The organism is Limosilactobacillus mucosae DSM 13345 (assembly GCF_001436025.1).
In the GTDB taxonomy this organism is placed as follows: Bacteria; Bacillota; Bacilli; order Lactobacillales; family Lactobacillaceae; genus Limosilactobacillus; species Limosilactobacillus mucosae.
The window spans coordinates 1-21,862 of record NZ_AZEQ01000016.1 but is presented as its reverse complement, the minus strand read 5'-3'; the positions used below and the strand labels follow the sequence as shown (position 1 = coordinate 21,862).

The following is a 21,862-nucleotide window of genomic DNA, read 5'->3' as shown; positions in this document are numbered from 1 at the left end:
TTTTTTCTCTCCTTAATCAAAGTGCGTTTCCAGCTGATGACGTTTTAAATACAGTACCAGCGGCTGATTCTCATCTTTTTCATCCCAATGCGGTGCAGCCAAGAGCGCGCCTGCGTCAGCCCGCGCCGTCTGCAGCATCTTCAAGTCACCAATCGGATCGCCGACTTTAAACTGCGGCAGGCCTGACTGGTTGGTTCCTAAGACGTCTCCTGAACCTCTAAGCTCCAAGTCGCGCTGCGCAACGGCAAATCCGTCTGTCGTTTCAGTCATGGTCTGCATCCGGGCCTGACCATCCTCAGTTTTTGGATCGGCAATCAGCAGACAATAGCTCTGGCGCTGTCCACGCCCGACACGACCGCGCAATTGATGCAGCTGGGCCAGCCCAAAGCGATCCGCGTCATAGATCAGCATGACCGTGGCATTTGGATTGTCGACACCGACTTCAATTACGGTCGTTGCCACCAGTACCTGCAGCTGATTGTCCTTAAACTGCTGCATAACCGCCGCTTTTTCATCACTGCTCATCCGACCATGCAGCAGTCCAACCCGGTAATCGGGCGCGAAATATTCGGCAAACTTTTCATAGAGGTCGGTTGCGTTTTTTACATCGATTGATTCTGACTGTTCAATCAGGGGACTGACTACATAAACCTGCGCGCCGTCTGCCAGCTGTTCTTTTAAAAACGACAGCGCGGCTCCGCTCTGATTTTCTCGCAGCCAACGCGTTTCAATCGGCTTGCGGCCAGCTGGCAACTGGTCAATGATCGAAACGTCCATCTCGCCATAGGTTGTAATTGCCAGCGTCCGCGGAATCGGCGTGGCCGTCATCGCCAAGACATCTGGATTCTCGCCTTTTTCGCGCAGCAGCTGCCGTTGACGAACCCCAAACCGGTGCTGCTCATCAATAATCGCCAGCCCTAGATTAGCATAATCAACCTTGTCTTGAATCAAAGCATGCGTACCAACAACCAGATTAATGGTTCCCGCTTTAATCTCATTAAGCAGCTGCTTATGCTGCTTAGCAGTCATTGACCCGGTTAAAAGACCGACGCTGACATGCGTGCCTTCAAAAATATCAGCCAGTTTGGCAGCATGCTGGGCCGCCAAAATCTCGGTCGGCGCCATCAAAGCAGCCTGGTAGCCAGCATTGACCGTGGCCGCAATTGCCAGCGCAGCGACGATTGTTTTGCCTGATCCCACGTCCCCTTGTAAGAGACGGTTCATCTGGTAAGGCGCGCGCAGGTCGCGACAGATCTCATTGACCGAGCGTTTCTGCGCGTCAGTCAGCTCAAAGGGAATCGTTTTGATAAATTCCTTGAGTTCCTGATTGTTATACAGAATCTGATTGCCATCGTCTTGCCGGTGCGCCCGCCGAATTGCCTGCAGTCTCAGCTGAAACAAGAAGAATTCTTCGTAGGCAGCTGTTTTTTGTGCCTGCTTGGCAACAAAAGGCGTGGTTGGCCAGTGCATCTGTCTGATCATTTCACGGCGCTCCATCAGCTGATAGCGTTGGCGCAGCGAAATCGGCAGCAGTGTTGCAATGACGTCTTTATATTGATCATAGGCCTGTTTGATCAACTTACGCAGTGTTTTTTGTGAAACATGCTTGTTGGCTGGGTAGATCGCGCCTAATTCACGCTCTTGGTTCTGCGTAAACAATTTGCTTCCCAGAATCTGCTGACGCGCGGCATCCCATTTTCCCTGCACGGTAACATGGGTATTTAGGATAATACTGTTTTTTAAATATGGCTGATTGAAAAAAGTCGTTAAGACAACGTTGCGATCAACCAACAGCCGAAAACTCAAACGATTGCGTCGATAGCCGTACCGCGTCAAAACCGGCTCCGAGCTCACCGTACCATGCACCGTTACTTTTTGACGATCCTTGGCAGTGCTCAGATCAGTCGGGGCAAAGTCATCATAGCGTGAAGGAAAGTACGTCAATAGATCCTCAACCGTTTTAATGTCTAAAGTCGCCAGTGCCTCAACCGTTTTCGGGCCAACCCCTTTTAGGCAGCCAACTGGATCCTGCAGACTTTTCAAACAAACGCCCCCTTTTATTGCTGGTAATAAAAAAGCCGCATCGCCTGCTGACGACACGACTTGATTACGCCAATTCAGCGCTGATAATTATTCAACCGAAATCAGATATGGATAGACTGGCTGACCACCATCATAGATCTGAACGTCTAATTCGTCATCAACGGCCAAAATGGCTTCCTTGATGGCTTTAGCAGTTTCTTTATCGCCATCGACCCCATAAAGAATCGTAACGATCTCGCTGTCTTCATCCAGCATCTGCTTAACCATTTCGATTGCTGCCGTTTTGACATCGGCCGCCGTATTGACGATCTTGCCATCCACGATTCCCATGAAGTCATCTTTCTTGATCGTTTGACCATCAATCGTCGTATCGCGAACCGCGTTGGTAACCTCGCCGCTCTTAACCATATCCAGGTTGCCTTCCATGTTGGCCTGGTTTTCTGCCAGGTCAGCTTCTGGATTGAATTCCAGCATGGCACTCATGCCCTGCGCAATCGTCTTGGCATGAACGACCTTAGTTGGAATATCGGCAACTTCGGCAGCTTGATCGGCAGCCATAAAGATGTTGCCATTGTCAGGCAATACCAAGGCCTGCTTAGCACCGCTTTCGTTGATGGCCTCGGCAATTTCTTGAATGCTTGGATTCATGGTCTGACCGCCGTTGATCACATGGGTTACGCCAAGACTTTCCAGCAACTTGGCAATCCCATCGCCAGAGGCTACGGCAATCACTGCTGTGTCCAGCGCTGGCTTTTCGGCTTCCTTGGCCTTTTCAAGCGGTGTCGGCTCGCCTTCGTCCTTTTCCATGATCTCTTCTTGCTGCCAACGCATATTGTCAACCTTGACCGTCTGCAGATCACCAAACTGCTGACCCCAGGAAAGCACCTTGCCTGGGAATTCAGTATGAACGTGAACCTTGACAACCTCATCGTCATTAATGACCAACAGGCTGTCGCCCAGCTTGGCCAGATAGTTATAGAAGGTGTCGTAGTCAAACTTTTGCGTTACCTGCTTGCCACGGCCAATCCGAACCATCATCTGTGTACAGTAGCCGTACTTAATATCATTCGGATCCAGCTTGCCCTGTGCACTTTGATGATGCTTGGCATTGATCATTTCATCGATTTGAGCATTATCCGGCTTAACCAGGTCGTTTTCCGCAACCTTGCCGCTTAATGATTCATAAAAGGCCTGCAAAACAAACACCAGCCCTTGACCACCAGAATCAACTACCCCGACTTCCTTGAGCACTGGCAGCAGATCCGGCGTCTTTTTCAAGGCTACTTCACTGGCATCATAGATTTTTTCCATAATGTCAACCAGATCGTCATTCCCAGCCTTGACCTCATTTAAACCAGCTTGAGCCGATTCGCGAACAACTGTCAGAATCGTCCCTTCCGTTGGCTTCATAACTGCCTTGTAGGCCGTTTGAGCACCATTGGCATAGGCGTCAACAAAATCTTTGGCTGATAATTCCTGCTTATCAGCACAGCCTTTGGCAAAGCCACGGAAAATCTGCGACAGGATAACGCCGGAATTGCCCCGAGCACCCATTAAAAGACCTTTAGCCAGTGCCTGCGCCAAGTCGCCAACGTTGGTGCTGGTAGCTTCACGCTCATACTTGGCACCGCTGGCCATTGACATACTCATGTTGGTTCCCGTGTCGCCATCTGGAACCGGGAATACATTTAACGAATTAATGAATTCGGCTTGAGCATTCAGTTTGGCGGCTGCCGCCTGAACCATCTTGCCGAATTCGAGATTAGTAATCTTGGTAACTGTCAAAATCAATTCCTCCCGTGGCACGTCTTAATCATCGCCCAAAACGCGAACGCCTTGAACGTATACATTGACCGCATTGGCCGTGACGCCCAGCATGGATTCGAGGTTGTACTTGACCTTTTCTTGGACGCTCTTAGACACTTCTGAAATCTTCGTGCCATAGCCAACAATGATATTAACGTCAACGGAAACGCCATTGTCTTGCTGACGAACAACAACGCCCTTGCTGTAGCTGTCATGCCGCAGAATCTGGTTGACGCCATCCTTTAATGGATTGCGACTGGCCATTCCTACTACGCCATAGTTGTCGGTAGCGGCGCCGCCTACGACCGTTGAGATCACATCATTAGCAATATCGATCGTGCCAGACTTTGTTTTAATCTTAACTGCCATCTTCAATGGCCTCCCTTAATCGTTTGTCATCAAGTTGATATCTCTATCATCTTACCATAGCACAGCAATGTCAAAAAGCAAATTAGCCTGCATTGCTTAAACCAATCAGCAAAAAAATAAGCCGCCCGCAAGGCGGACAGCCTATTTCTTTGGACTAAACCCGAGTCACTTTACCCGACTTCAGGGTACGTGCTGAAACGTAAACCTTCTTTGGCTTGCCATTTACCAAAATGGTAACCTTTTGCAGGTTTGGCTTCCAGGTACGACGACTTGAGTTAAGGGCGTGTGAACGCTTGTTGCCGAAGCGCGTCCGCTTACCGGTCATGAAATCCTTAGCCATGTGGAACCCTCCTCTCCTCATCAGTTATTTTCTCCGCGCTGAGATGCGCGCTGTAACTCACCTAAATAATTTACCATAGGGGGGCTTTCAATGCAATAGTTTTCTTTCAAGTATTTTCACTTGACACCCTTGAAAGACCCCTGTGAATGGACATCACGGCTTTGAATAACGGCCACGATTCCAGTGTCAAAAGAAAAATGATTGATCGTCCCGACAAACTCATTGCTGGACCAAGAAATGGGCAGCGAGCTGTCAAAATGATCCAAATTATACTTTTCATCAGGCAGTGTCAAACCAGTTACCGGCGTCAGATTGACAAAAGCCAGATACGGCATCTCAGGCACTTTATAAATCTCATAGCTGCCCGGTTCATAAAAATCAACCGTATTCTGACGATCAACCAGATGAATCTTTGCCAGGTACTTACGATATGGCTCCATCAATGGCGTGTACAGGTTGGCCAGCAGCTGATCCAGGCGGCCTCCCGTTGTTCCCCAGATCGTGATTGAAGCTGGCTGGTAATATTTCATTGCCAGTAAAATACCGATCTGAGTATCGGTATAGTCTTTTTCCGGTGGATAGATATCTACTTTTGGGACCGCCGCTTTGACTCGTGCTAATTGCTCAGGCGTGCTGGAATCAAAGTCGCCAGCAGCATATTCGGGAACAATACCATGCTCAAGCAGTCTGGTTGCTCCTAAATCAACGCCCAGCCAAGTCTCAGAGCGATGATCAGCGACTTGATCATAAGGAATCAGCGCTTCCGGCCCGCCAACCATAATGTTGATTTTTTCATTCATAAGCAGCCTCTCAAAAAACGCGACGAATCGCTTCGTCACGTTTTTAACCTAATTAACCTGATTACTTAGTAGCGTCGCGCAGTGCTTGAATGCGAGCCAGTGGGTCTTCGGCATTGTAGACGTATGAACCGGCAACCGCAACCGTGGCGCCAGCCTTGTAGCAGTCAACAACCGTTTCATTGTTGATCCCACCATCGATTTCAATGTCAAAGTCATAGCCGTTAGCTTTCTTGATTGCATCCAATTCAGCAATCTTGGCAACCGTTTCTGGCAGGAACTTTTGACCGCCAAAGCCAGGGTTAACGGTCATTACCAATACTTGGTCAACCATGTGCAGAACCGGCTTGATCATCTCAACCGGCGTCCCTGGGTTAATTACGACTTCAGCATCCTTGCCTGCGTTCTTGATCAGCTGCAGGGCACGGTGAATGTGCGGCGTTGCTTCAACGTGAACGCCAATGTTGTCAGCACCGGCTTCTGCCATTGCTGGAATCAGGTGTTCTGGGTTTTGAACCATCATGTGAACGTCCAGGTACATGTCAGTGATTTGACGAATTGCCTTTACAAAGCCTGGGCCATAGGAAATGCTTGGAACAAACGTGCCATCCATCACGTCAATATGCAGTTCTTCGGCACCAGCTTGGTCAACCAGCTTGATGTCCTTTTCAAGATTCATGTAGTCTGCGCTCAAAATCGATGGAGCTACTTTAATCATAATCTTTTTCCCTCGTTTCAATTCAATAGTTTGGTTTTTGGCTGACAATCAGTTCATTAAACTGAACATAATTGTCATACCGGCTCTTCATTATTGTACCATGCTCGACGGCGTTCTTCACGGCACAGCCAGGTTCTTTTAGATGCAGACAGCCGCGAAATTTGCATTCTGGGGCTAATTGACGCATTTCTGGAAATAATTTTGAAAGCTCCGTCACGTCCATATCAAAATCTTCATATGACGAAAAACCAGGCGTATCAGCAATCAAGGCCTCGCCAATCGTCATCAGGCTGACTTTACGCGTGGTATGCCGCCCGCGTTTTAAAGCCTGTGAGACCTCACCAGTTGCCAGATTTAATTCAGGCGCCAGATGATTCAGCAGCGTTGACTTGCCTGCCCCGGTCTGCCCCATCATCGTAACGATATGATGACTAAGCAGCTGTTGAAGCTGATCCAGTGTTGTTTGGCCAAACGGCGGCCGCTGCGCAATTACTGCGTAGCCGATTGCCCGATAGCCAGCTAAGATCGGCTGCAGATCCTGCCATTCTTCATCATTTAGCAGATCCGTCTTAGAAAAATAAATGATTGGTTCAATAGCTTGTTTTTCCAGAGCAATCAGCTGACGATCCAATAAATTGCTGGAAAACTTGGGCTGTTTAGCGGCCGTAACGACGACTGCCTGATCGACATTGGCTACTGGTGGCCGCCGCAGTTGATTCTTACGGGGCAGCACCTTAAGCAGATAGCCGTCTGCAAATTCTACTTGATCGCCAACGATTGGCTTAATGCCGCGCTTACGGAAGTTGCCCCGGCCACGCGTGCGATAAACTGCACCGTCACAAAGCACGTCAAAAAAGCCACTGAGCGATTGCTGGATGATTCCTTGTTGCACTTTACACCTCAACTTATCCTGTAATATTCGTCGCGCTCATAATAGTCTGACCATTGCGAATTACTCGGTAGGCGCCAGTCTGACCATTACGCAGCGTAAATGGTACGTTAATCGTCGTTTCTTGATTGATGGTAATATCCTCATATTCCATCGTCAGGTTATGATAGGCATCGCGAATATATACCTGTACTCGGTTTTCCTTCTTGCCGCCATTACCATCAAACGGAATGTTGATTTGAATATTGGTCGTCCTTAACTCGTTGGAATTGCTGGCAATCTGAACGGTCAAGGTATCACCATGCGTCAGCTTGCTGCCTGCTTTAGGCGTTTGCTGGATCACATGGTTGGTAGCAACGGTTGTTGAATTTTTCTGCGTCGTCGTCAATTGCAGCTGGTGCTTATTGGCAAAATCCTGCACTTCACTGACATCCTTGCCTTTAAAGCTTGGAATAGTGACCTGTTTCTTGCCGGCGCTAACCGTCAGTGTGACCGTCTGCTGGCTGGGATTGATCATCGTGCCGGCATTGACGCTTTGTTTAATGACCTTCCCCGTTGCAACGGTATCAGAATATTTCTTAGTCTGCTTAACGACAAAGCCTTTATCGCGCAGCTCATCAGCCGTGTCAGAATAGCTGTCGCCAACGTAATCAGCCATCTTCCAGGTCTTAACGCCGCGGCTGACAACCAGATCGATCGACTGGCCGGCATGGGCGTGGCGCTGGTTGTCAGCGACTTTGACGACATGATTTTTAGCCACGGTCTGACTGCTTTTTTCGATAACGTTGCCTAAGCGCAGATGATTTGCCTGCAGTTTCTTTTCCGCCTGTGCCGTCGTCAGTCCCTCAACGTCAGGAACGCTGACCGAGCGATGCATGTAAAGACCGGTACCGATTCCAATGGCCACGACCAGCAGCACTAAAATAACCGCCCATTTGCGAATTGGGTGGCGCTGAATGGAGCGTTTCATACGACTTTGTCGCGTTGCCGTCAGTTGTTTGGTGTCGTCGTCAACCTTTTCATCGCTGGTCTCATCAAGATTGGCGGCCTCTTTAATTGCATCCAGATCCAATACTTTGGTTTCTTCGTTGCTGGAACGTTGACCAACTACGAATTTTGGTTCATCAGCCCTTGATGGATCCAGCGAGGTCTGCAGATCAGCCGCCATCGCCGCAACATCGTGATATCGGTCACAAGGGTGTTTGGCAGTGGCACGATAGACCACGTTTTCCAACGGCTGCGGAATCTGCGGATTGAATCTGCGCACTGACGGAATCTCATCGCGAAAGTGTTTTAAGGCAATCGAAACCGCTGTCTCACCTTCAAAAGGCACTTGACCAGTCAGCAGTTCAAATAGGATGATTCCTAAAGAGTAGATATCAGACTGCGGCGTTGCAATGCTGCCGCGCGCCTGTTCGGGAGAAAGGTAGTGAACCGATCCCAACAGACTATTGGTTTGCGTCATCGAATTTTGCGAAGCCGCCATGGCGATCCCAAAATCCGTAATCTTAATATTTTTATTCTCATCGATCAAAATATTCTGTGGCTTTAAGTCGCGGTGAATAATGCCGTTAGCATGGGCCGTCTGCACTGCTGACAAAACCTGTTCCATAATGTCGATGACTTGCGGCAAGGGAATTGGATAGTGATCATGAATATAGGTTTTCAGGTCGGTACCCTTAACGTATTCCATTACCATGTATTGAATGCCATGCTCTTCGCCAACATCATAAATGCCAACGATATGAGGATCGTTAAGCTGAGTGGCCGCCATGGCTTCTCGTTCAAAGCGACGTTTGGTACTCGGATCATCGCGCAGGTCCAAGCGCAGCAGCTTGACCGAAACATCGCGATCCAGTACCAGATCGTGAGCCAGGTAGACATTGGCCATGCCGCCCTCACCCAGCGATTCGATTATTTTATACCGGTGATTAAGCTCATATCCGGGTTTCATTGATTTTATCTCTCCTGATCATTTTGGCTGATCAGAACGGTGATATTGTCCGGGCCACCAGCTGCATTGGCTTTTTCAACCAAAACGCTGCACTTGTCCTTCAGCGGTGCATCGCTTTGCAGCACTTGGGTCAATTCCTGCTTATCAACAGTTTTGGACAGGCCATCCGAGCACATTAGCAATTGATCTCCCGGTTCAAATGGAAAAACGTTGACATCAATCTGCGCATCATGCGAGATTCCAATTGCCCGGGTTATAATATTGTTCTGTGGTGACACGGCGGCTTCCTGTTCGGTTAGATCGCCGTTCTTGACTAACTCATTTACCAAGGAATGATCAATCGTGACCTGTGTCAAGACGTTTTGATGCATGATATAGCCACGACTGTCGCCGATATTGGCAATTACGATTTTTTGCCGATCATTAAAGAAAATGGCGGCTACCAAAGTGGTCCCCATTCCCTGATAATTTTCATTCTTGCGTGATTCGTCAATGATTTGATCATTGATCTGCTGTACCTGATCAGCAAGCCACTGTTTAGCAGCTGCCTCATCATTGGGCGCAGACTTTAAGAAGCGCTGACCGAGAGTCTGAACGGTTGTTTGAGCGGCAACATCCCCGCCACGATTGCCACCAATGCCATCTGCAACCAAATCAAGCTGCATTCCGGCATCCGTGGCAAAACTATCGACGCGATCTTGATTTTCAGATCGTTGTTGTCCAATATCTGATTGATAGGCTGTTTCCATGGGTCTATGTTCCCTTCTACAAACGTTGGAGGTTGCTGATAAAGAATCCATCAGAACCATAATCGCTTGGCAAAATCGTCAAGGTTGCCCCCGTTCGCGCGTTTTTCAAGGCACGCGCCGTTTGCGTCTTTAGCAGTCTGAATTCAGGATGCGCGGCTAAAAAGGCCTGCACGGTACCATCATTTTCCTGCTGCAAAATCGTGCACGTACTATATGTCATTATACCGCCTTTTTTTAGTTTTGGGGCAACTGCATTTAAAATTGCCAGCTGAATTTCATGCAGGTTTTGACTGTCACTAAGTTTTTTATCATAGCGAATCTCGGGCTTGCGGCGCAAAAGGCCAATTCCGCTGCAAGGCGCGTCAACTAAGATTTTGTCAAACTGGCCATCCTCAAACTTTTCATCTACCTTGCGTGCATCCAGTTGACAGGCATGGACGCGCTCAGCCACGCCAAGCCGCTGAGCATTTTTTTCAATTAATTTGATCTTGTGGGCATGAATGTCTAAGGCCGTAACGCTGCCACCCTGTTTTTCATCCAAAGCAGCCGCAATCTGGACGGTTTTCCCTCCCGGCGCGGCACAGGCATCTAAAACCTGATCTGCTGGGTTAATCGTCATGCTTTCTACTGCCAGCATGGCGCTTTCGTCTTGAATCGTGACCAATCCTTGCATAAACGAGTCTGTATTGACGACATCGCCGCTTTTAACCACCAGACCGGCCTTGGCAACCTGACTAGGCACAACTTCAACGCCCTGTTCTTTTAAAATGGCAATTGCCTGGGGAATAGTCGTCTTGGCCTCATTTATCCGCAGTGACACGCGAGCTGGTTCGTTGACGGCCTTAAAAATTGCATCGGCAGTCGGCTGACCATATTGTTTGATCAATTCATCAACCAGCCATTGCGGCAGACTGAACTCCACTGAACGTCGCTTGATTGGATCCTCGATGGCGTTAACATCCCCCAGCCCTTGACGCAAAACGGCATGCAAAACGCCGGTCACAAAACGACGGGTTCCTGGATTGCCAGGCTGCTTAGCCAGTTCGATCGACTCATTGGTTACCGCCCAGTCAGGCACGCGATCCAGGTAGCGATATTGATAGATCGACATTAAAAGCAGCGTCTTGACCCAGCTTTCGATCTTTTTGCCCTTAATAAAAGGCGCCAGCCAGTATTCCAGGGTTAGCTTGTGCTGTAAGACGCCATAGACCAGATTGGTAGCCAAGCGTTTGTCGACTTCGCTCAGCTGGCTGCTCTTAAGATTCTGATTCAGCTGCAGATTGGAATAGGCGCCATTCTGCAGCACCTGATCAAGCGTTTTTAAAGCAGCGCCGCGTGCGGTATTAATTTGCTTATTCTTCATCGGTGATTGCCTGAACTCCTTGCTTTAGATTTTGATGACCATTCAGATAGGAAGTGATGTCCATTTCGCGTTTGCCCTTAGGCTTGAGCCGATTGATCCGATAAGTCGTATGATCGCCAGCCGCCAGAATCAAGGCATGCTTTTCAACGCGTACGACCTGTCCAGGTGCCAGATCCGTTTTTTCGTCCAATGGCGTGACGTCGTAGATCTTAGTCTGCAGACCGTCAATAATCATGTTGCCAATTGGGAATGGCCGTAAGCCGCGCACTTTGTCATCAATCCGGTCAGCTGGCAGGCGATAGTCAATGCGTTCCTGCTCACTGGTAATATTCGGTGAGAAGACGACTTTTTCCGGATCCTGCTTGACTGGCTGTACGTCGCCGGCAATCATTTTGGGCAGCGTCTCCATCAAAAGATCGCGGCCCAGCAGACTCAATTTTTCAAACATTGTGCCACTGTCATCCTGTTTGGTAATCGGAATTGCCTTTTGCGCAATAATATCGCCGGCATCCATTGCTTTGACCATGTACATGATCGTGACGCCGGTTTCTTGATCGCCATTGATGATTGAGTATTGAATCGGCGCGCCGCCACGGTATTTAGGCAGCAGCGAGCCGTGGACGTTGATGGCCGCGATCTTAGCCGCTTCAAGCATCTTGACGGGCAAAAACTGACCAAACGCCGCGGTAATCTCAAAATCAGGCGCCAAGTCGATCACACGCTGCATTTCCGGACTGCCGCTCAGCTTTTCGGGCTGCAGAACCTCGATTCCATACTTAACGGCCAATTCCTTAACTGGTGTCGCGCGCAGTTCATGCTTACGGCCAACCCGGCGATCCGGCTGCGTAACGACCGCTTTTACGTCATAGGCCTCATCATCAATCAAAGCCTGCAGAATCGGCACGGCAAACTGAGGCGTTCCCATAAATACGACTGATACTGACATAACAACAAATCCTTTCTTGATTACATAAAATACTGTGGTTCCGGATCAATGCTGACCAAGGTGTCTTGACGACTCTTGGCCTGCGTTTGACGCATGATGTCCTTTAAAAGCGCGTGCAGCTTGGGATCATGCTTATACTTAACGATTATTTGATAATAGTATCGGTTTTTCATTCGAGCAATCGGCCGCGGCGTAGGCCCTAAAACGACCGTCTCTTTGCTTAGATTGACACTGAGCTGGTTTCTGATTTCATAGATGGCCTTGGCAGCCGCACGTTCGTCTTCATTACTGGCCATGATGCGAACGGTGTAGTAATAAGGCGGATAGCCAGCCTGGTAGCGAATGTTCATTTCGGCCTTGAAGAAGTCTTCATAATCATGCAGCTGCGCATAGCGAATCGCGTAGTTATCTGGATTAAAGGTCTGAATCACGACGTTTCCCGGCTTATCGGCACGACCGGCACGACCGCTGACCTGACTGAGTAGATCAAACGTCCGCTCACTAGCCCGAAAGTCTGGCAAGTCCAATCCCGTATCGGCATTCAAGACCCCCACCAGAGTCACGTTGGGAAAGTCCAGTCCTTTGGCAATCATCTGCGTGCCCAGCAAAATATCGGCTTGATGCTCGCCAAATTCTTTCAGCAGCTTGGCATGCATCCCTTTGCGCCGTGTTGTATCAACATCCATGCGAATCACACGCGCGCTAGGCATCAGCTGCTGCAGCTCGGCCGCAACTTTTTCGGTTCCCGTACCATAGTAGCGAATGTGACGACCTTGGCACTGCGGACAGATTGAAGGAATCGGCTCCTCATGGCCGCAATAATGACATTTCATCGTTCTCGAGTCCATATGCAGCGTCAGCGAGATATCACAGTTGGGACACTTCAAAACGAAGCCGCAGTCTCGGCACATAATAAATGAAGAAAAACCGCGTCGATTCAGCATCAAAATACTCTGTTCGCCTTTTTGCAGCCGCTCGTTCAACAGATTCAACAGCCGGTCTGAAAAGTTGGTCTCGCCATTGCGCTGCATTTCCGGCCGCATGTCAACGACTTCTACTGGTGGCAACGGCCGCTGATTGACCCGCATTGGCATTCTCAAAAGCTGATAGACGCCAGCCAGTGCCCGCGCCCGGCTTTCCAGACTAGGGGTGGCCGATCCCAATACCAGCGGTGCATGATGATACTCAGCACGCCAGGCGGCAACGTCACGAGCATGATAGCGCGGCGTTTCGTCTTGCTTATAGCTGGTTTCGTGTTCTTCATCCATAATGATCAGCCCCAGATTTTCAAGTGGAGCAAACACCGCCGATCGCGCGCCGACTACTACCTGAGCCTCGCCCCGCTCGATTCGGCGCCATTCATCATAGCGCTCGCCATCTGAAAGACTGCTGTGCAAAACGGCCACGCGCTGACCAAATCGCCGTCGGACCCGATTGACCATCTGCGGCGTCAAAGAGATTTCTGGTACCAGCATCAAAGCCGTTTTCCCCTGCCTTAAAGCTTCAGCCATTGCCTGCAGGTAGACTTCAGTTTTGCCTGATCCGGTAACCCCCTGCAGCAAAAAGGTTTGATTTTGGGCTTGATCGATGGCCTGATCGATTTTGGCAACGGCCGCCTGCTGATCCGGATTCAATTTCAATGGTAAATCCAGATGCTGATCATCAGGTATCATACCAGTCGGCGTTCGATAGGTCTCCACTGCGATTTTTTTGAGCCAGCCGCGCTTTTCGCCAACGTTAAACGTTCCAGCTTTCAACCCCGACTGCTGTTCGGCCTGCTTAAGCTTGACTTTTTGGCCGTCAATCTGCTGCAGATAGGAAAGCAGTCGCTGTTGAGCATGCGCGTTGGCCCGAACGCCGACTCGCTCATCTTCATATTGTTCAAACGACATCAATGGCTGAATAGCAATTTCTTTTTTGACACGGGCCCGGTCCTCAACTTGATACTCAAACGAGACCTTACCCTGCCGCTTAAGTTTGAGCAGCTGGCTGACGATTTGCGGATCATTTTGATAGCGTTCAAAATCCAGCTCATCAGCTCCTTGAAAAAGATCCAGGGCCGTCTGCTCATCAACCTCATCAACTATGCGCACCACTCGATGACTCTTGGCTTTTAAGGCATTGGGCAGCATCGTATACAAACACGAAATCCAGAATGCATAGGTTTGATCGGCCATCCATCGGCTCAGTTGCAGCAGTTCGGTATTGACGACCGGTACCAGATCCATCAACCCAATAATTGATTTGAGCGTGCCATCATATTCCGTCGGCTGATCAATGCCAACGACAAAGCCCTGCACCTCGCGCTTGCCCCGCCCAAATGGTACGATTACGCGCATACCAACTTGAATCTGGCTTTCCAGGCGTTTGGGAATCGCGTAGGTATATGGCTGGTCAGTCTGCATCGTCGGTACGTCAACGATTACCTGGGCCAGTTCAGCCATTTAATCACCCACTTTCAGCAGGTTGGCCGTCAAAGCAACGATTTTTTTGGCAATCATCATCTTAGACTGGCGCGACCATCTCAACGGTGCCTGGTTTGGCCGCAGAATCGTAACGGCATTGTCATCCGTTCCAAACCCGATTCCTGGCTCAGAAACGTCATTAGCCACGATTGCATCGGCATTTTTCTTTTGCAGCTTGGCATCGGCATTATGCAAAAGATCATTGGTTTCAGCCGCAAATCCGATTACTACTTGATCTGAGCGTTTTTGTGCGCCCATCTTTGCCAAAATATCTTCAGTTGGTACCAAATGCAGAGTCAAGGTGCCATCGCCATGCTTTTTGATTTTTTGATCTGCCAAAACTGCTGGCCGAAAATCTGCAACCGCCGCTGCCATGATCAAGGCATCAGCTGTTTGAAACTTGTCGGATACGGCAGCCGCCATCGCGCTCGTTGAAAGGGCTTGGGTCACCGTAATGCGATCAGAATGCGGCAGTGCAACCGAAACGCTGCCGACAATCAATTCGACCCGTGCACCTGCATTGGCCGCTGCTTTTGCAATTGCAATTCCCATTTTACCAGAGGAACGATTGCCTAGATAGCGAACCGGATCAAGCGCCTCTCTGGTACCACCAGCAGTCACTACCAGCGTTTTACCTTTCAGCGGGCCATTGGTTAAGTAATCCTGCACCTGTTTGACGACCGCAGCTGGCTCCGGCATGCGTCCCTTACCGGTATACCCTTCTGCAAGCATACCTGTTGCCGGATCCATTACCATGACGTTATCCTGTCTGAGCTGGGCAATGTTTCTTTGCGTAGCTGGATTGTTCCACATGTGAACGTTCATGGCTGGGACCACGATCTTTGGCGCGCTGGTTGCCAAAAGCGTGGCTGAAACCGCGTCATCAGCCAGACCTGCTGCCATTTTTGCCAACAGATTGGCCGTTGCCGGAACCACTAAGGCCAGCTCGCTCCAGTCTGCCAGTTCAATATGCGGCACCTGACCGTTTAAAGTCGCCGCCCACTGATCGATTAAAACGGGATGCTTGGTTAGCGCCGCCAGAGTTGCCGGACCGACAAAGCGGGCTGCATTTTGAGTCATCGCCACGCGAACCTCATGCCCCTGCTTCTGCAAGCCGCGAACAACTTCAACTGCCTTATAGACAGCAATCCCACCTGTCATATGTACCGCAATCTTCGTCATGTTTGCCTCCTTGATGAAAAATAAAAAGAGCAGCACCAAAACTTTTGTCTGGTGTCGCTCTTTGGCAGCTGCAACTAGTCTTGCAAGTCTTCCGTATGATCAGTATCAATCGTTACCTTGCCGGCTTCGATTTCTTCCAGCGCCATCCCGACTGACTTGGTTGAGTAGTAATGATCCAGCAGCAATGGATGATCTTGTGCCAATGCTTCGGCTGCGTAATTGTCCTTTGACTGATCAGCGTTTTCGGCACGCCATTTGTCAGCACGGTACTTATCGATTTCGTGAGCCCGCTTGCTTGCCAGCATAATCAGAGAGTAGCGAGAATCAACGCGCTTGAGCAATTCATCGACTGATGGAAAAAGAATCATTTTTCTGAATCTCCTAACATTTCAAGGTAATCCGGCATTACGCGAGGTACCCGCAAGCGTTCGGAACGAATAATGTCTTTGATCTTAGTGACTGCATTGTCAACTTGATCATTAACCACGGCATAGTCGTAGTTCTGCATCATTTGAATCTCGCCGAAAGCTTTGTGGATTCGTTTGTTGATGACTTCCATGCTGTCGGTACCACGATGGATCAAGCGTTGGCGCAGCTCCATCAGATCCGGCGGCGTAAGAAAGATGAAGACGCCATCAGGACATTTTGAGCGAACCTGCATGGCACCATTGACTTCAATTTCCAAGAAGACATCTTTACCTTCGTCTAGCGTATCATTTATATATTTTAAAGGAGTGCCGTAATAGTTGTCAACATACTTGGCATATTCCAGCATCTGCCCTTCGCGAATGTGCTGCTCAAACTCTTCTTTTGAAACAAAGAAATAGTCCTTGCCGTTGATTTCGCCGGGCCGGGGCTGCCGCGTCGTCATTGAGACCGAGTATTGAAAATCATTGCCAGGCTGACTAAATAGCGCTTTTCTAACCGTTCCTTTACCTACGCCTGATGGACCAGACAAAACAATCAGCATTCCTCGCTTGCTCATATTGCTTCCATACCTTCTTTTCTCATAGCTCTTTTAATGTTTAATAATACCATATTCTGCAATAAATTCGGTCATAATTCAATGGAAATTTCAAGATCCGCCTAATCAGCAGCTGGATTCTGATTTTACTCTTACTTGGATCACAGCTCAAAAACATCCGCTGCCCTTGCAAAAATATCACCTGATGATGAAGCGATCTTTTCTGACCATGCTTACGGCGATTCTTTTTATTAATATGGCTGTCGATCATCTCGTTTCAGCAATGGTCATCTCAACATCAACTAAGGTGGCCAATTCCTTATTTACCGGCATTCGGCCCGTTCATCTCAGCAAATAAAAAACTGTATTAAAATTATTGCTTGCATTTTTGAACGCTTGTTCGTATACTATAGTCACAAACGAGTGTTCGGAGGAATAATCATGCAAAATCAGCGGCAGTCAATTATTAATCGTAGTACCAAAATTATCTCCCAAAGTCTGCACCATTTGTTTGAACCGATTGAGTTCGCTCCTATTCCAGATTTATTGAATCCCCAGCCCGCTTTTCAAAGGAAAATGTTTATCCAAAAAGCATTGTCTGATCAGCTGCTGGTCTATCTGCAGTTAATGCCTAAAACTGCTGCGGGCCAGCCGGTTGAAGTACGCGGCTATTTAAAATCGCTTGGTCAGGATCGCTATTTGGTTCAATCAAAAAATCTTTCCTACTTCTTTGATTTCGATCAATTACGCTACATTGCCCATCCTTTATCCTAAGACTTGCCAAATGTTGCAGGTCTTTTTTTATGCCGTCATGGAATAATTTACGACATATATCTCATAATAGAACGTCTCGCTCAAATAAACTACAGAGTGTAGATTGTTATCTACATTTAGTAATGTTATATTATTCTGGTTAAAAAAGTAAAGGAGGGATTTCATGACTAAGCGACGAACCCTTGATCGGGAAAAGGTACTTGCTACTGCTGAAAAATTAGCCGATGAACAAGGGCTTGGAGCTTTAACCATGCCCAATCTGGCTAAAGCACTCGACATTCGCTCACAATCGCTTTACAACTATGTCGCCAACCGTGAAGAAATGGTATCGCTGACTGGTGCTCGACTGATGCAGCAAATGTATCAGCAGGTCGTTGATGGCATTATCGGTCTTTCCGGTTCCAAGGCCTATTTAAAATTCGCGGATATCGTTCGTGATTTTTTACTGGCCCATGCTTCTTTATCAGCGATCCTGTACCATGCCCAGCGTTTTTCAACCGACTCGGCAATGTATCAAGAAATCAAGCGAATGATCAAGCTGGTCGATCAAGTCGTTGATGTAGATGGCAACCGGCTGATTTCTTCACACGTCTTGATAGGTGCGGTTTTAGGCTATATTTTTCTTGAAACGACACCACTCTACCAAGATGAAGATGAAAATGTTGCGACCGTTAACTACCATCAAATGCTTTTTCGACTGATTGACCCCGTTGAAAAAGCCTAGGACATGCAAGCCGCAATTTTGGTGCATTATTTTTTATATAAATAGGTAAGGAGAAATTTTGAGATGCGATTTATTAAAAACCACGTTGGATCCTTGATCGCGTGGATTCTCATTGTTGTGATCTCGATCTTCATGCTGCCTAACGTCAATCAATTAACGCGTGAGCACTCGACAATCTCACTGCCTGCCAACGTTCAAAGTGAGGTTGCCAGCACGATTGGCAATCATTGGGGACATCATCAAAACAATACCTATCAGGTTGTCGCCGTTTTTAACAATCAAGACGGTGCAATGTCCAAATCGGATCAAAAAAACGTTAACCAGACGATTCGCTATCTGAAGCGTCACAAATCCGAACTGGGCATCAAGAGTATGTTGACCCCATATGAAAACTCGGCTACCAAGAAGAACCTGATCTCAAAAGACAAGACTACCGAATTAGTTCAGTTAAACGTTTCTAAAAAGAAATCAGTTTCCAATATCAACAAGCAGCTTACTAAAGCCGTTAAGACGGATGGCATCAGAACCTATATTACTGGCGCCGACATCTTGCAGGACGACTTTTCGGGAGCCATCCAAGAAGGAATCAAGAAGACTGAGGTCATCTCGGTTATCTTTATCTTCATTGTCTTGGTACTGGTCTTCCGGTCACCGATCGTTCCATTGATCTCGCTGCTGACGGTTGGGGTTTCGTTCATTACCGCCTTTTCAATCGTTACCAACCTGGTTAAGAACTTTAATTTCCCATTCAGTAACTTTACCCAAGTCTTTATGGTGATCGTTTTGTTTGGGATCGGTACCGACTACAACATTCTGCTTTATGACCGTTTCAAGGCTAATCTAGGAAACGGCATGGATAAGTTCGAGGCGGCCAAAAACGCCCAGTGGAATGCCGGCAAGACGATCCTGATGTCAGGTTCTTCTATCTTGATCGGTTTCTCAGCACTGGGTCTGGCCCGTTTCTCAGTTTACAAATCCGCAGCTGGGGTTGCCGTTGGGGTTGCCGTTTTGCTGATTGTCTTGCTGACGCTGAACATGTTCTTTATGACCACGATGGGTAAGACCATGTTCTGGCCGGTTAAGACCTTCAACGGTGAATCGGAAAGTCCGTTCTGGCGTTTTCTTTCCAAGCATTCCCTGGCTCATCCAATCATTGCGCTGGTCTTGGTTCTGGCTGTTCTGTCGCCATTCTACTTTACTTATCAAAACAAGCTGAATTATGACGACACGGCAGAAATTGCTGACTCAACGCCATCCAAGCAAGGGTTCCTGATCGTTCAGAAGCACTTCTCCAAAGGAACGGCTGAGCCCGCCACGCTTTATATCAAGTCCAACCACACGCTGGACAACGAAAAAGACTTAAAGCTGATCGACCAGTTGACGGAACAGATCAAGCATACCAAAGGCGTTAAGACCGTGGCTTCCGTTACTCAGCCATCTGGTTCCAAGATCAAGAAGCTTTACGTCAACAGTCAGATGAAGACGGTTAACAACGGCGTTTCAACGGCTCGCAACGGGCTTGGCAAACTAAGCGCCGGCAGTCAGCAGATGACAAATGGCCTTAACTCCGCCGCAACTGGTACCAACCAGCTGAACAGCGGGATCAATTCCGCGGCTACTGGTGCCAACCAACTGACTTCTGGTCTGGCACAGCTCAGTTCTGGCGGCAATCAAATGACCAGCGGCTTAAACCAGCTTAGTGCCGGCAGTCAGCAGCTGGTCAACGGCATGAACCAGATGAGTCAGCAGCTCAGTTCTCAATTGACCGGCGCCAATGCCTCACAGCTTCAACAGCTGGAAAGCGGTCTGCCACAGATCAATAACGGGATCCAACAGCTGAACAGTGCCTTGCAGAGTGCTGGTACCTCAATTAATACGACTGGCATTCAATCCAACCTGCAAAACGTTGCCAGTCAGGCTCAAATCATTGGCAGTCAGCTGGAACAGGCAGGCAATACCTTAAAGAGCATTCAAGGATCTGCCGGTTCTTCCAGCTCAGCCAGTCTTGATTCTGTCATGACTCAGTTTAAGGCTGCTGAAAGTCAAGCCAACCTGAACGACCAGCAAAAGGCCGTGATGGAAGGAGCTATGCAGCAGATTCTTAGCGGCATTCAAAGCCAGATTGCTTCTCAGACCAACAGTCAAACCAGCGCGCTGGCCAGTCAGTTGCAAAGCGTGGCCCAAAACCTGCAGACAGCTGGCAATGCCGACAAATCACTGGCCGGTTCCTTGCAAAACGTTGCCGGTTCGGCTTCCAGTCTGCAGAACCTTAATACGCAGGTCGCAACGCTGAAGGCTCAGGTTTCTCAATTGGCTCAAGCCTCCAATGTTGCTCTGCCTGGTGCCGTTTCAGCCCTGCAGCAGTTAACCAGCGGCCTCAACCAGATTCAAAGCGCACTTGGTCAAGGCACCAATGCTCTGGGTCAGCTTAACACTGGCATCAACAAGCTGGCAGCCGCATCGCCACAGTTAAGCAACGGCATCAACTCTGCCTACTCTGGCAGTCAACAGTTAAGTGCCGGGATGGGACAGCTTAGTGCCGGCAGTCTGCAGCTTAACACCGGCATCAACAAGCTGGCGCAAAGCTCACCACAGATCACCAACGGCCTAAACCAGCTGAACTCTGGACTTGGCGAGGGTCAAAGCTATCTGACCGGTCTGCAGAAGTCGGCCGCTGCTGAAACCTTCTACATTCCTAAGTCGGTTCTGCACAGCAAGACCTTTAAGCCAGCAATCGACAACTACATGTCATCCAACCGTAAGATCACCAAGATTACGATTGTCTTTGACACCAACCCTAGTGATGAAAAAGCCACAAAAGATGCCGAAAACATCTCCAACATGGCTCGTAAGTCATTGAAAGGCACTGCCCTTAGCAATGCCACGGTTGCCATGGGCGGTCAGTCTTCACGGATCAACGACATTAAGAACACGGCCAGCGGCGACTTTGTCCGGACCGCTGCCATCATGCTGATCGGGATTGGCATTGCGCTGATGCTGATCACGCATTCGCTGCTGCAGCCAGTCTACATTCTGGGTTCGCTGTTGTTGGCCTACATTTCCTCACTGTCAATCAACCACTGGCTGGTCGGCATCTTCATGCACCGCAGCATGCTGGCTTGGAATACACCATTCTTTAGCTTCATTATGCTGATTGCCTTAGGGGTTGACTACAGTATCTTCTTGATGACGCGTTATCGTGAAATCGACGAGAACAAGTACCTGCCAGGCGAGCGAATCTACTATGCCTGTGCAATCATCGGGACCGTCGTTATCAGTGCCGCTATCATCTTGAGTGGTACGTTTGCAGCTTTGATTCCATCTGGCATTCCAACGCTGATTGAAGTTGCTATGACGGTAATCGTTGGTCTGATCATCTTGGTAATCATCTTGCCAATCGTCATGACCAGCACGATCTACTTGAGCTATCCAATCCGTAATCACGTCAAGGATAATCAAAACAAGCGCAAAGATTAATCAAGTCTAAATCAAAAGAGCTCGCTGACTGGCGGGCTCTTTTCTTATATCTTCAAATACTATGCATTCCGCCACCTTTTCTTAATCGTTGGCAGTTGACACAACCCTGATATTGATTGGTGCCGACTTCAGAATCGTTTGTTCATTGCATTTCTTCAGCAGCCAACTGGTAATTGATTCAACGGCCTCAAGATTGCAGACTTTGTGAAGAAAAAGCAGTCTTTTTTAGCAACATTAGAAAGCCAAATTATATGTATTTATCAGCTAATAAAATTTAAAGGGGAGTGTAAAATATTTTGTGT

At 48.5% G+C, this 21,862-nt stretch carries 18 protein-coding genes; 3 read left to right on the top strand and 15 right to left on the bottom strand.

Annotated elements, in window-relative coordinates:
• Nucleotides 1-12: 12 nt before the first annotated feature.
• The 15 genes from recG to gmk all read right to left on the bottom strand — a co-directional run bounded on the left by recG (nucleotide 13) and on the right by gmk (nucleotide 16,606).
• On the bottom strand, nucleotides 13-2,043 hold the full coding sequence (gene recG / locus FC47_RS07685) for an ATP-dependent DNA helicase RecG (protein WP_056968540.1): 2,031 nt from the start codon (nucleotides 2,041-2,043) through the stop codon (nucleotides 13-15).
• 87 nt (nucleotides 2,044-2,130) lie between these two features.
• Nucleotides 2,131-3,828, bottom strand: coding sequence for a DAK2 domain-containing protein (locus FC47_RS07680; protein ID WP_056968539.1), 1,698 nt, complete (start codon nucleotides 3,826-3,828; stop codon nucleotides 2,131-2,133).
• 24 nt (nucleotides 3,829-3,852) lie between these two features.
• The gene (locus tag FC47_RS07675) at nucleotides 3,853-4,218 is read right to left on the bottom strand and encodes an Asp23/Gls24 family envelope stress response protein (RefSeq protein WP_006499614.1); all 366 of its coding nucleotides are present in this window, start codon (nucleotides 4,216-4,218) and stop codon (nucleotides 3,853-3,855) included.
• Between the two features lie 154 nt (nucleotides 4,219-4,372).
• Nucleotides 4,373-4,558 (bottom strand): 50S ribosomal protein L28, encoded by a 186-nt coding sequence (gene rpmB / locus FC47_RS07670; RefSeq protein WP_006499613.1) that lies wholly within the window; start codon nucleotides 4,556-4,558, stop codon nucleotides 4,373-4,375.
• A gap of 116 nt (nucleotides 4,559-4,674) precedes the next feature.
• Nucleotides 4,675-5,358: a thiamine diphosphokinase gene (locus tag FC47_RS07665; RefSeq protein WP_056968538.1), complete on the bottom strand. Its 684-nt coding sequence runs from the start codon at nucleotides 5,356-5,358 to the stop codon at nucleotides 4,675-4,677.
• A 61-nt stretch (nucleotides 5,359-5,419) separates the two neighbouring features.
• Nucleotides 5,420-6,073 (bottom strand): ribulose-phosphate 3-epimerase, encoded by a 654-nt coding sequence (gene rpe / locus FC47_RS07660; protein WP_034540451.1) that lies wholly within the window; start codon nucleotides 6,071-6,073, stop codon nucleotides 5,420-5,422.
• A 22-nt stretch (nucleotides 6,074-6,095) separates the two neighbouring features.
• A complete protein-coding gene (gene rsgA / locus FC47_RS07655; RefSeq protein ID WP_056968537.1) occupies nucleotides 6,096-6,965 on the bottom strand; it encodes a ribosome small subunit-dependent GTPase A in 870 nt (289 codons plus the stop codon).
• A 13-nt stretch (nucleotides 6,966-6,978) separates the two neighbouring features.
• Nucleotides 6,979-8,916, bottom strand: a complete 1,938-nt coding sequence (gene pknB, locus FC47_RS07650) for a Stk1 family PASTA domain-containing Ser/Thr kinase (RefSeq protein WP_056968536.1) — start codon at nucleotides 8,914-8,916, stop codon at nucleotides 6,979-6,981.
• Between the two features lie 5 nt (nucleotides 8,917-8,921).
• Complete coding sequence (locus FC47_RS07645; protein ID WP_006499608.1) at nucleotides 8,922-9,665, bottom strand: Stp1/IreP family PP2C-type Ser/Thr phosphatase; 744 nt, start codon at nucleotides 9,663-9,665, stop codon at nucleotides 8,922-8,924.
• Nucleotides 9,666-9,681: 16 nt separating this feature from the next.
• Nucleotides 9,682-11,028, bottom strand: coding sequence for a 16S rRNA (cytosine(967)-C(5))-methyltransferase RsmB (gene rsmB, locus FC47_RS07640; RefSeq protein WP_056968535.1), 1,347 nt, complete (start codon nucleotides 11,026-11,028; stop codon nucleotides 9,682-9,684).
• Complete coding sequence (gene fmt, locus FC47_RS07635) at nucleotides 11,018-11,974, bottom strand: methionyl-tRNA formyltransferase (RefSeq protein ID WP_039945516.1); 957 nt, start codon at nucleotides 11,972-11,974, stop codon at nucleotides 11,018-11,020. The genes rsmB and fmt overlap by 11 nt, the downstream gene beginning before the upstream one ends.
• Nucleotides 11,975-11,994: 20 nt before the next feature.
• On the bottom strand, nucleotides 11,995-14,418 hold the full coding sequence (priA, locus tag FC47_RS07630) for a primosomal protein N' (RefSeq protein ID WP_056968534.1): 2,424 nt from the start codon (nucleotides 14,416-14,418) through the stop codon (nucleotides 11,995-11,997).
• Complete coding sequence (coaBC, locus tag FC47_RS07625) at nucleotides 14,419-15,621, bottom strand: bifunctional phosphopantothenoylcysteine decarboxylase/phosphopantothenate--cysteine ligase CoaBC (protein ID WP_056968533.1); 1,203 nt, start codon at nucleotides 15,619-15,621, stop codon at nucleotides 14,419-14,421. It abuts the gene before it with no gap.
• A gap of 74 nt (nucleotides 15,622-15,695) precedes the next feature.
• Nucleotides 15,696-15,989, bottom strand: coding sequence for a DNA-directed RNA polymerase subunit omega (rpoZ, locus tag FC47_RS07620; RefSeq protein WP_006499603.1), 294 nt, complete (start codon nucleotides 15,987-15,989; stop codon nucleotides 15,696-15,698).
• On the bottom strand, nucleotides 15,986-16,606 hold the full coding sequence (gene gmk, locus FC47_RS07615) for a guanylate kinase (RefSeq protein WP_056968532.1): 621 nt from the start codon (nucleotides 16,604-16,606) through the stop codon (nucleotides 15,986-15,988). The genes rpoZ and gmk overlap by 4 nt, the downstream gene beginning before the upstream one ends.
• A 420-nt stretch (nucleotides 16,607-17,026) precedes the next feature.
• On the opposite strand from gmk, the gene FC47_RS07610 reads away from it, so the two are divergent.
• The 3 genes from FC47_RS07610 to FC47_RS07600 all read left to right on the top strand — a co-directional run bounded on the left by FC47_RS07610 (nucleotide 17,027) and on the right by FC47_RS07600 (nucleotide 21,560).
• Nucleotides 17,027-17,359: a hypothetical protein gene (locus FC47_RS07610; protein WP_033935171.1), complete on the top strand. Its 333-nt coding sequence runs from the start codon at nucleotides 17,027-17,029 to the stop codon at nucleotides 17,357-17,359.
• A 163-nt stretch (nucleotides 17,360-17,522) separates the two neighbouring features.
• Nucleotides 17,523-18,083, top strand: a complete 561-nt coding sequence (locus FC47_RS07605; protein WP_056968531.1) for a TetR/AcrR family transcriptional regulator — start codon at nucleotides 17,523-17,525, stop codon at nucleotides 18,081-18,083.
• Between the two features lie 63 nt (nucleotides 18,084-18,146).
• Entirely contained in the window at nucleotides 18,147-21,560 is a 3,414-nt protein-coding gene (locus FC47_RS07600) for an MMPL family transporter (RefSeq protein ID WP_056968530.1), read from the top strand.
• Nucleotides 21,561-21,862 lie beyond the last annotated feature (302 nt).

Bases quoted from the DNA above. Each gene is read 5' to 3' on its own strand.
- FC47_RS07675 (WP_006499614.1), bottom strand. From the start codon at position 4,218: ATGGCAGTTAAGATTAAAACAAAGTCTGGCACGATCGATATTGCTAAT.
- rpmB (WP_006499613.1), bottom strand. From the start codon at position 4,558: ATGGCTAAGGATTTCATGACCGGTAAGCGGACGCGCTTCGGCAACAAG.
- FC47_RS07665 (WP_056968538.1), bottom strand. From the start codon at position 5,358: ATGAATGAAAAAATCAACATTATGGTTGGCGGGCCGGAAGCGCTGATT.
- rpe (WP_034540451.1), bottom strand. From the start codon at position 6,073: ATGATTAAAGTAGCTCCATCGATTTTGAGCGCAGACTACATGAATCTT.
- pknB (WP_056968536.1), bottom strand. From the start codon at position 8,916: ATGAAACCCGGATATGAGCTTAATCACCGGTATAAAATAATCGAATCG.
- FC47_RS07645 (WP_006499608.1), bottom strand. From the start codon at position 9,665: ATGGAAACAGCCTATCAATCAGATATTGGACAACAACGATCTGAAAAT.
- rsmB (WP_056968535.1), bottom strand. From the start codon at position 11,028: ATGAAGAATAAGCAAATTAATACCGCACGCGGCGCTGCTTTAAAAACG.
- fmt (WP_039945516.1), bottom strand. From the start codon at position 11,974: ATGTCAGTATCAGTCGTATTTATGGGAACGCCTCAGTTTGCCGTGCCG.
- priA (WP_056968534.1), bottom strand. From the start codon at position 14,418: ATGGCTGAACTGGCCCAGGTAATCGTTGACGTACCGACGATGCAGACT.
- coaBC (WP_056968533.1), bottom strand. From the start codon at position 15,621: ATGACGAAGATTGCGGTACATATGACAGGTGGGATTGCTGTCTATAAG.
- rpoZ (WP_006499603.1), bottom strand. From the start codon at position 15,989: ATGATTCTTTTTCCATCAGTCGATGAATTGCTCAAGCGCGTTGATTCT.
- gmk (WP_056968532.1), bottom strand. From the start codon at position 16,606: ATGAGCAAGCGAGGAATGCTGATTGTTTTGTCTGGTCCATCAGGCGTA.
- FC47_RS07610 (WP_033935171.1), top strand. From the start codon at position 17,027: ATGCAAAATCAGCGGCAGTCAATTATTAATCGTAGTACCAAAATTATC.
- FC47_RS07605 (WP_056968531.1), top strand. From the start codon at position 17,523: ATGACTAAGCGACGAACCCTTGATCGGGAAAAGGTACTTGCTACTGCT.
- FC47_RS07600 (WP_056968530.1), top strand. From the start codon at position 18,147: ATGCGATTTATTAAAAACCACGTTGGATCCTTGATCGCGTGGATTCTC.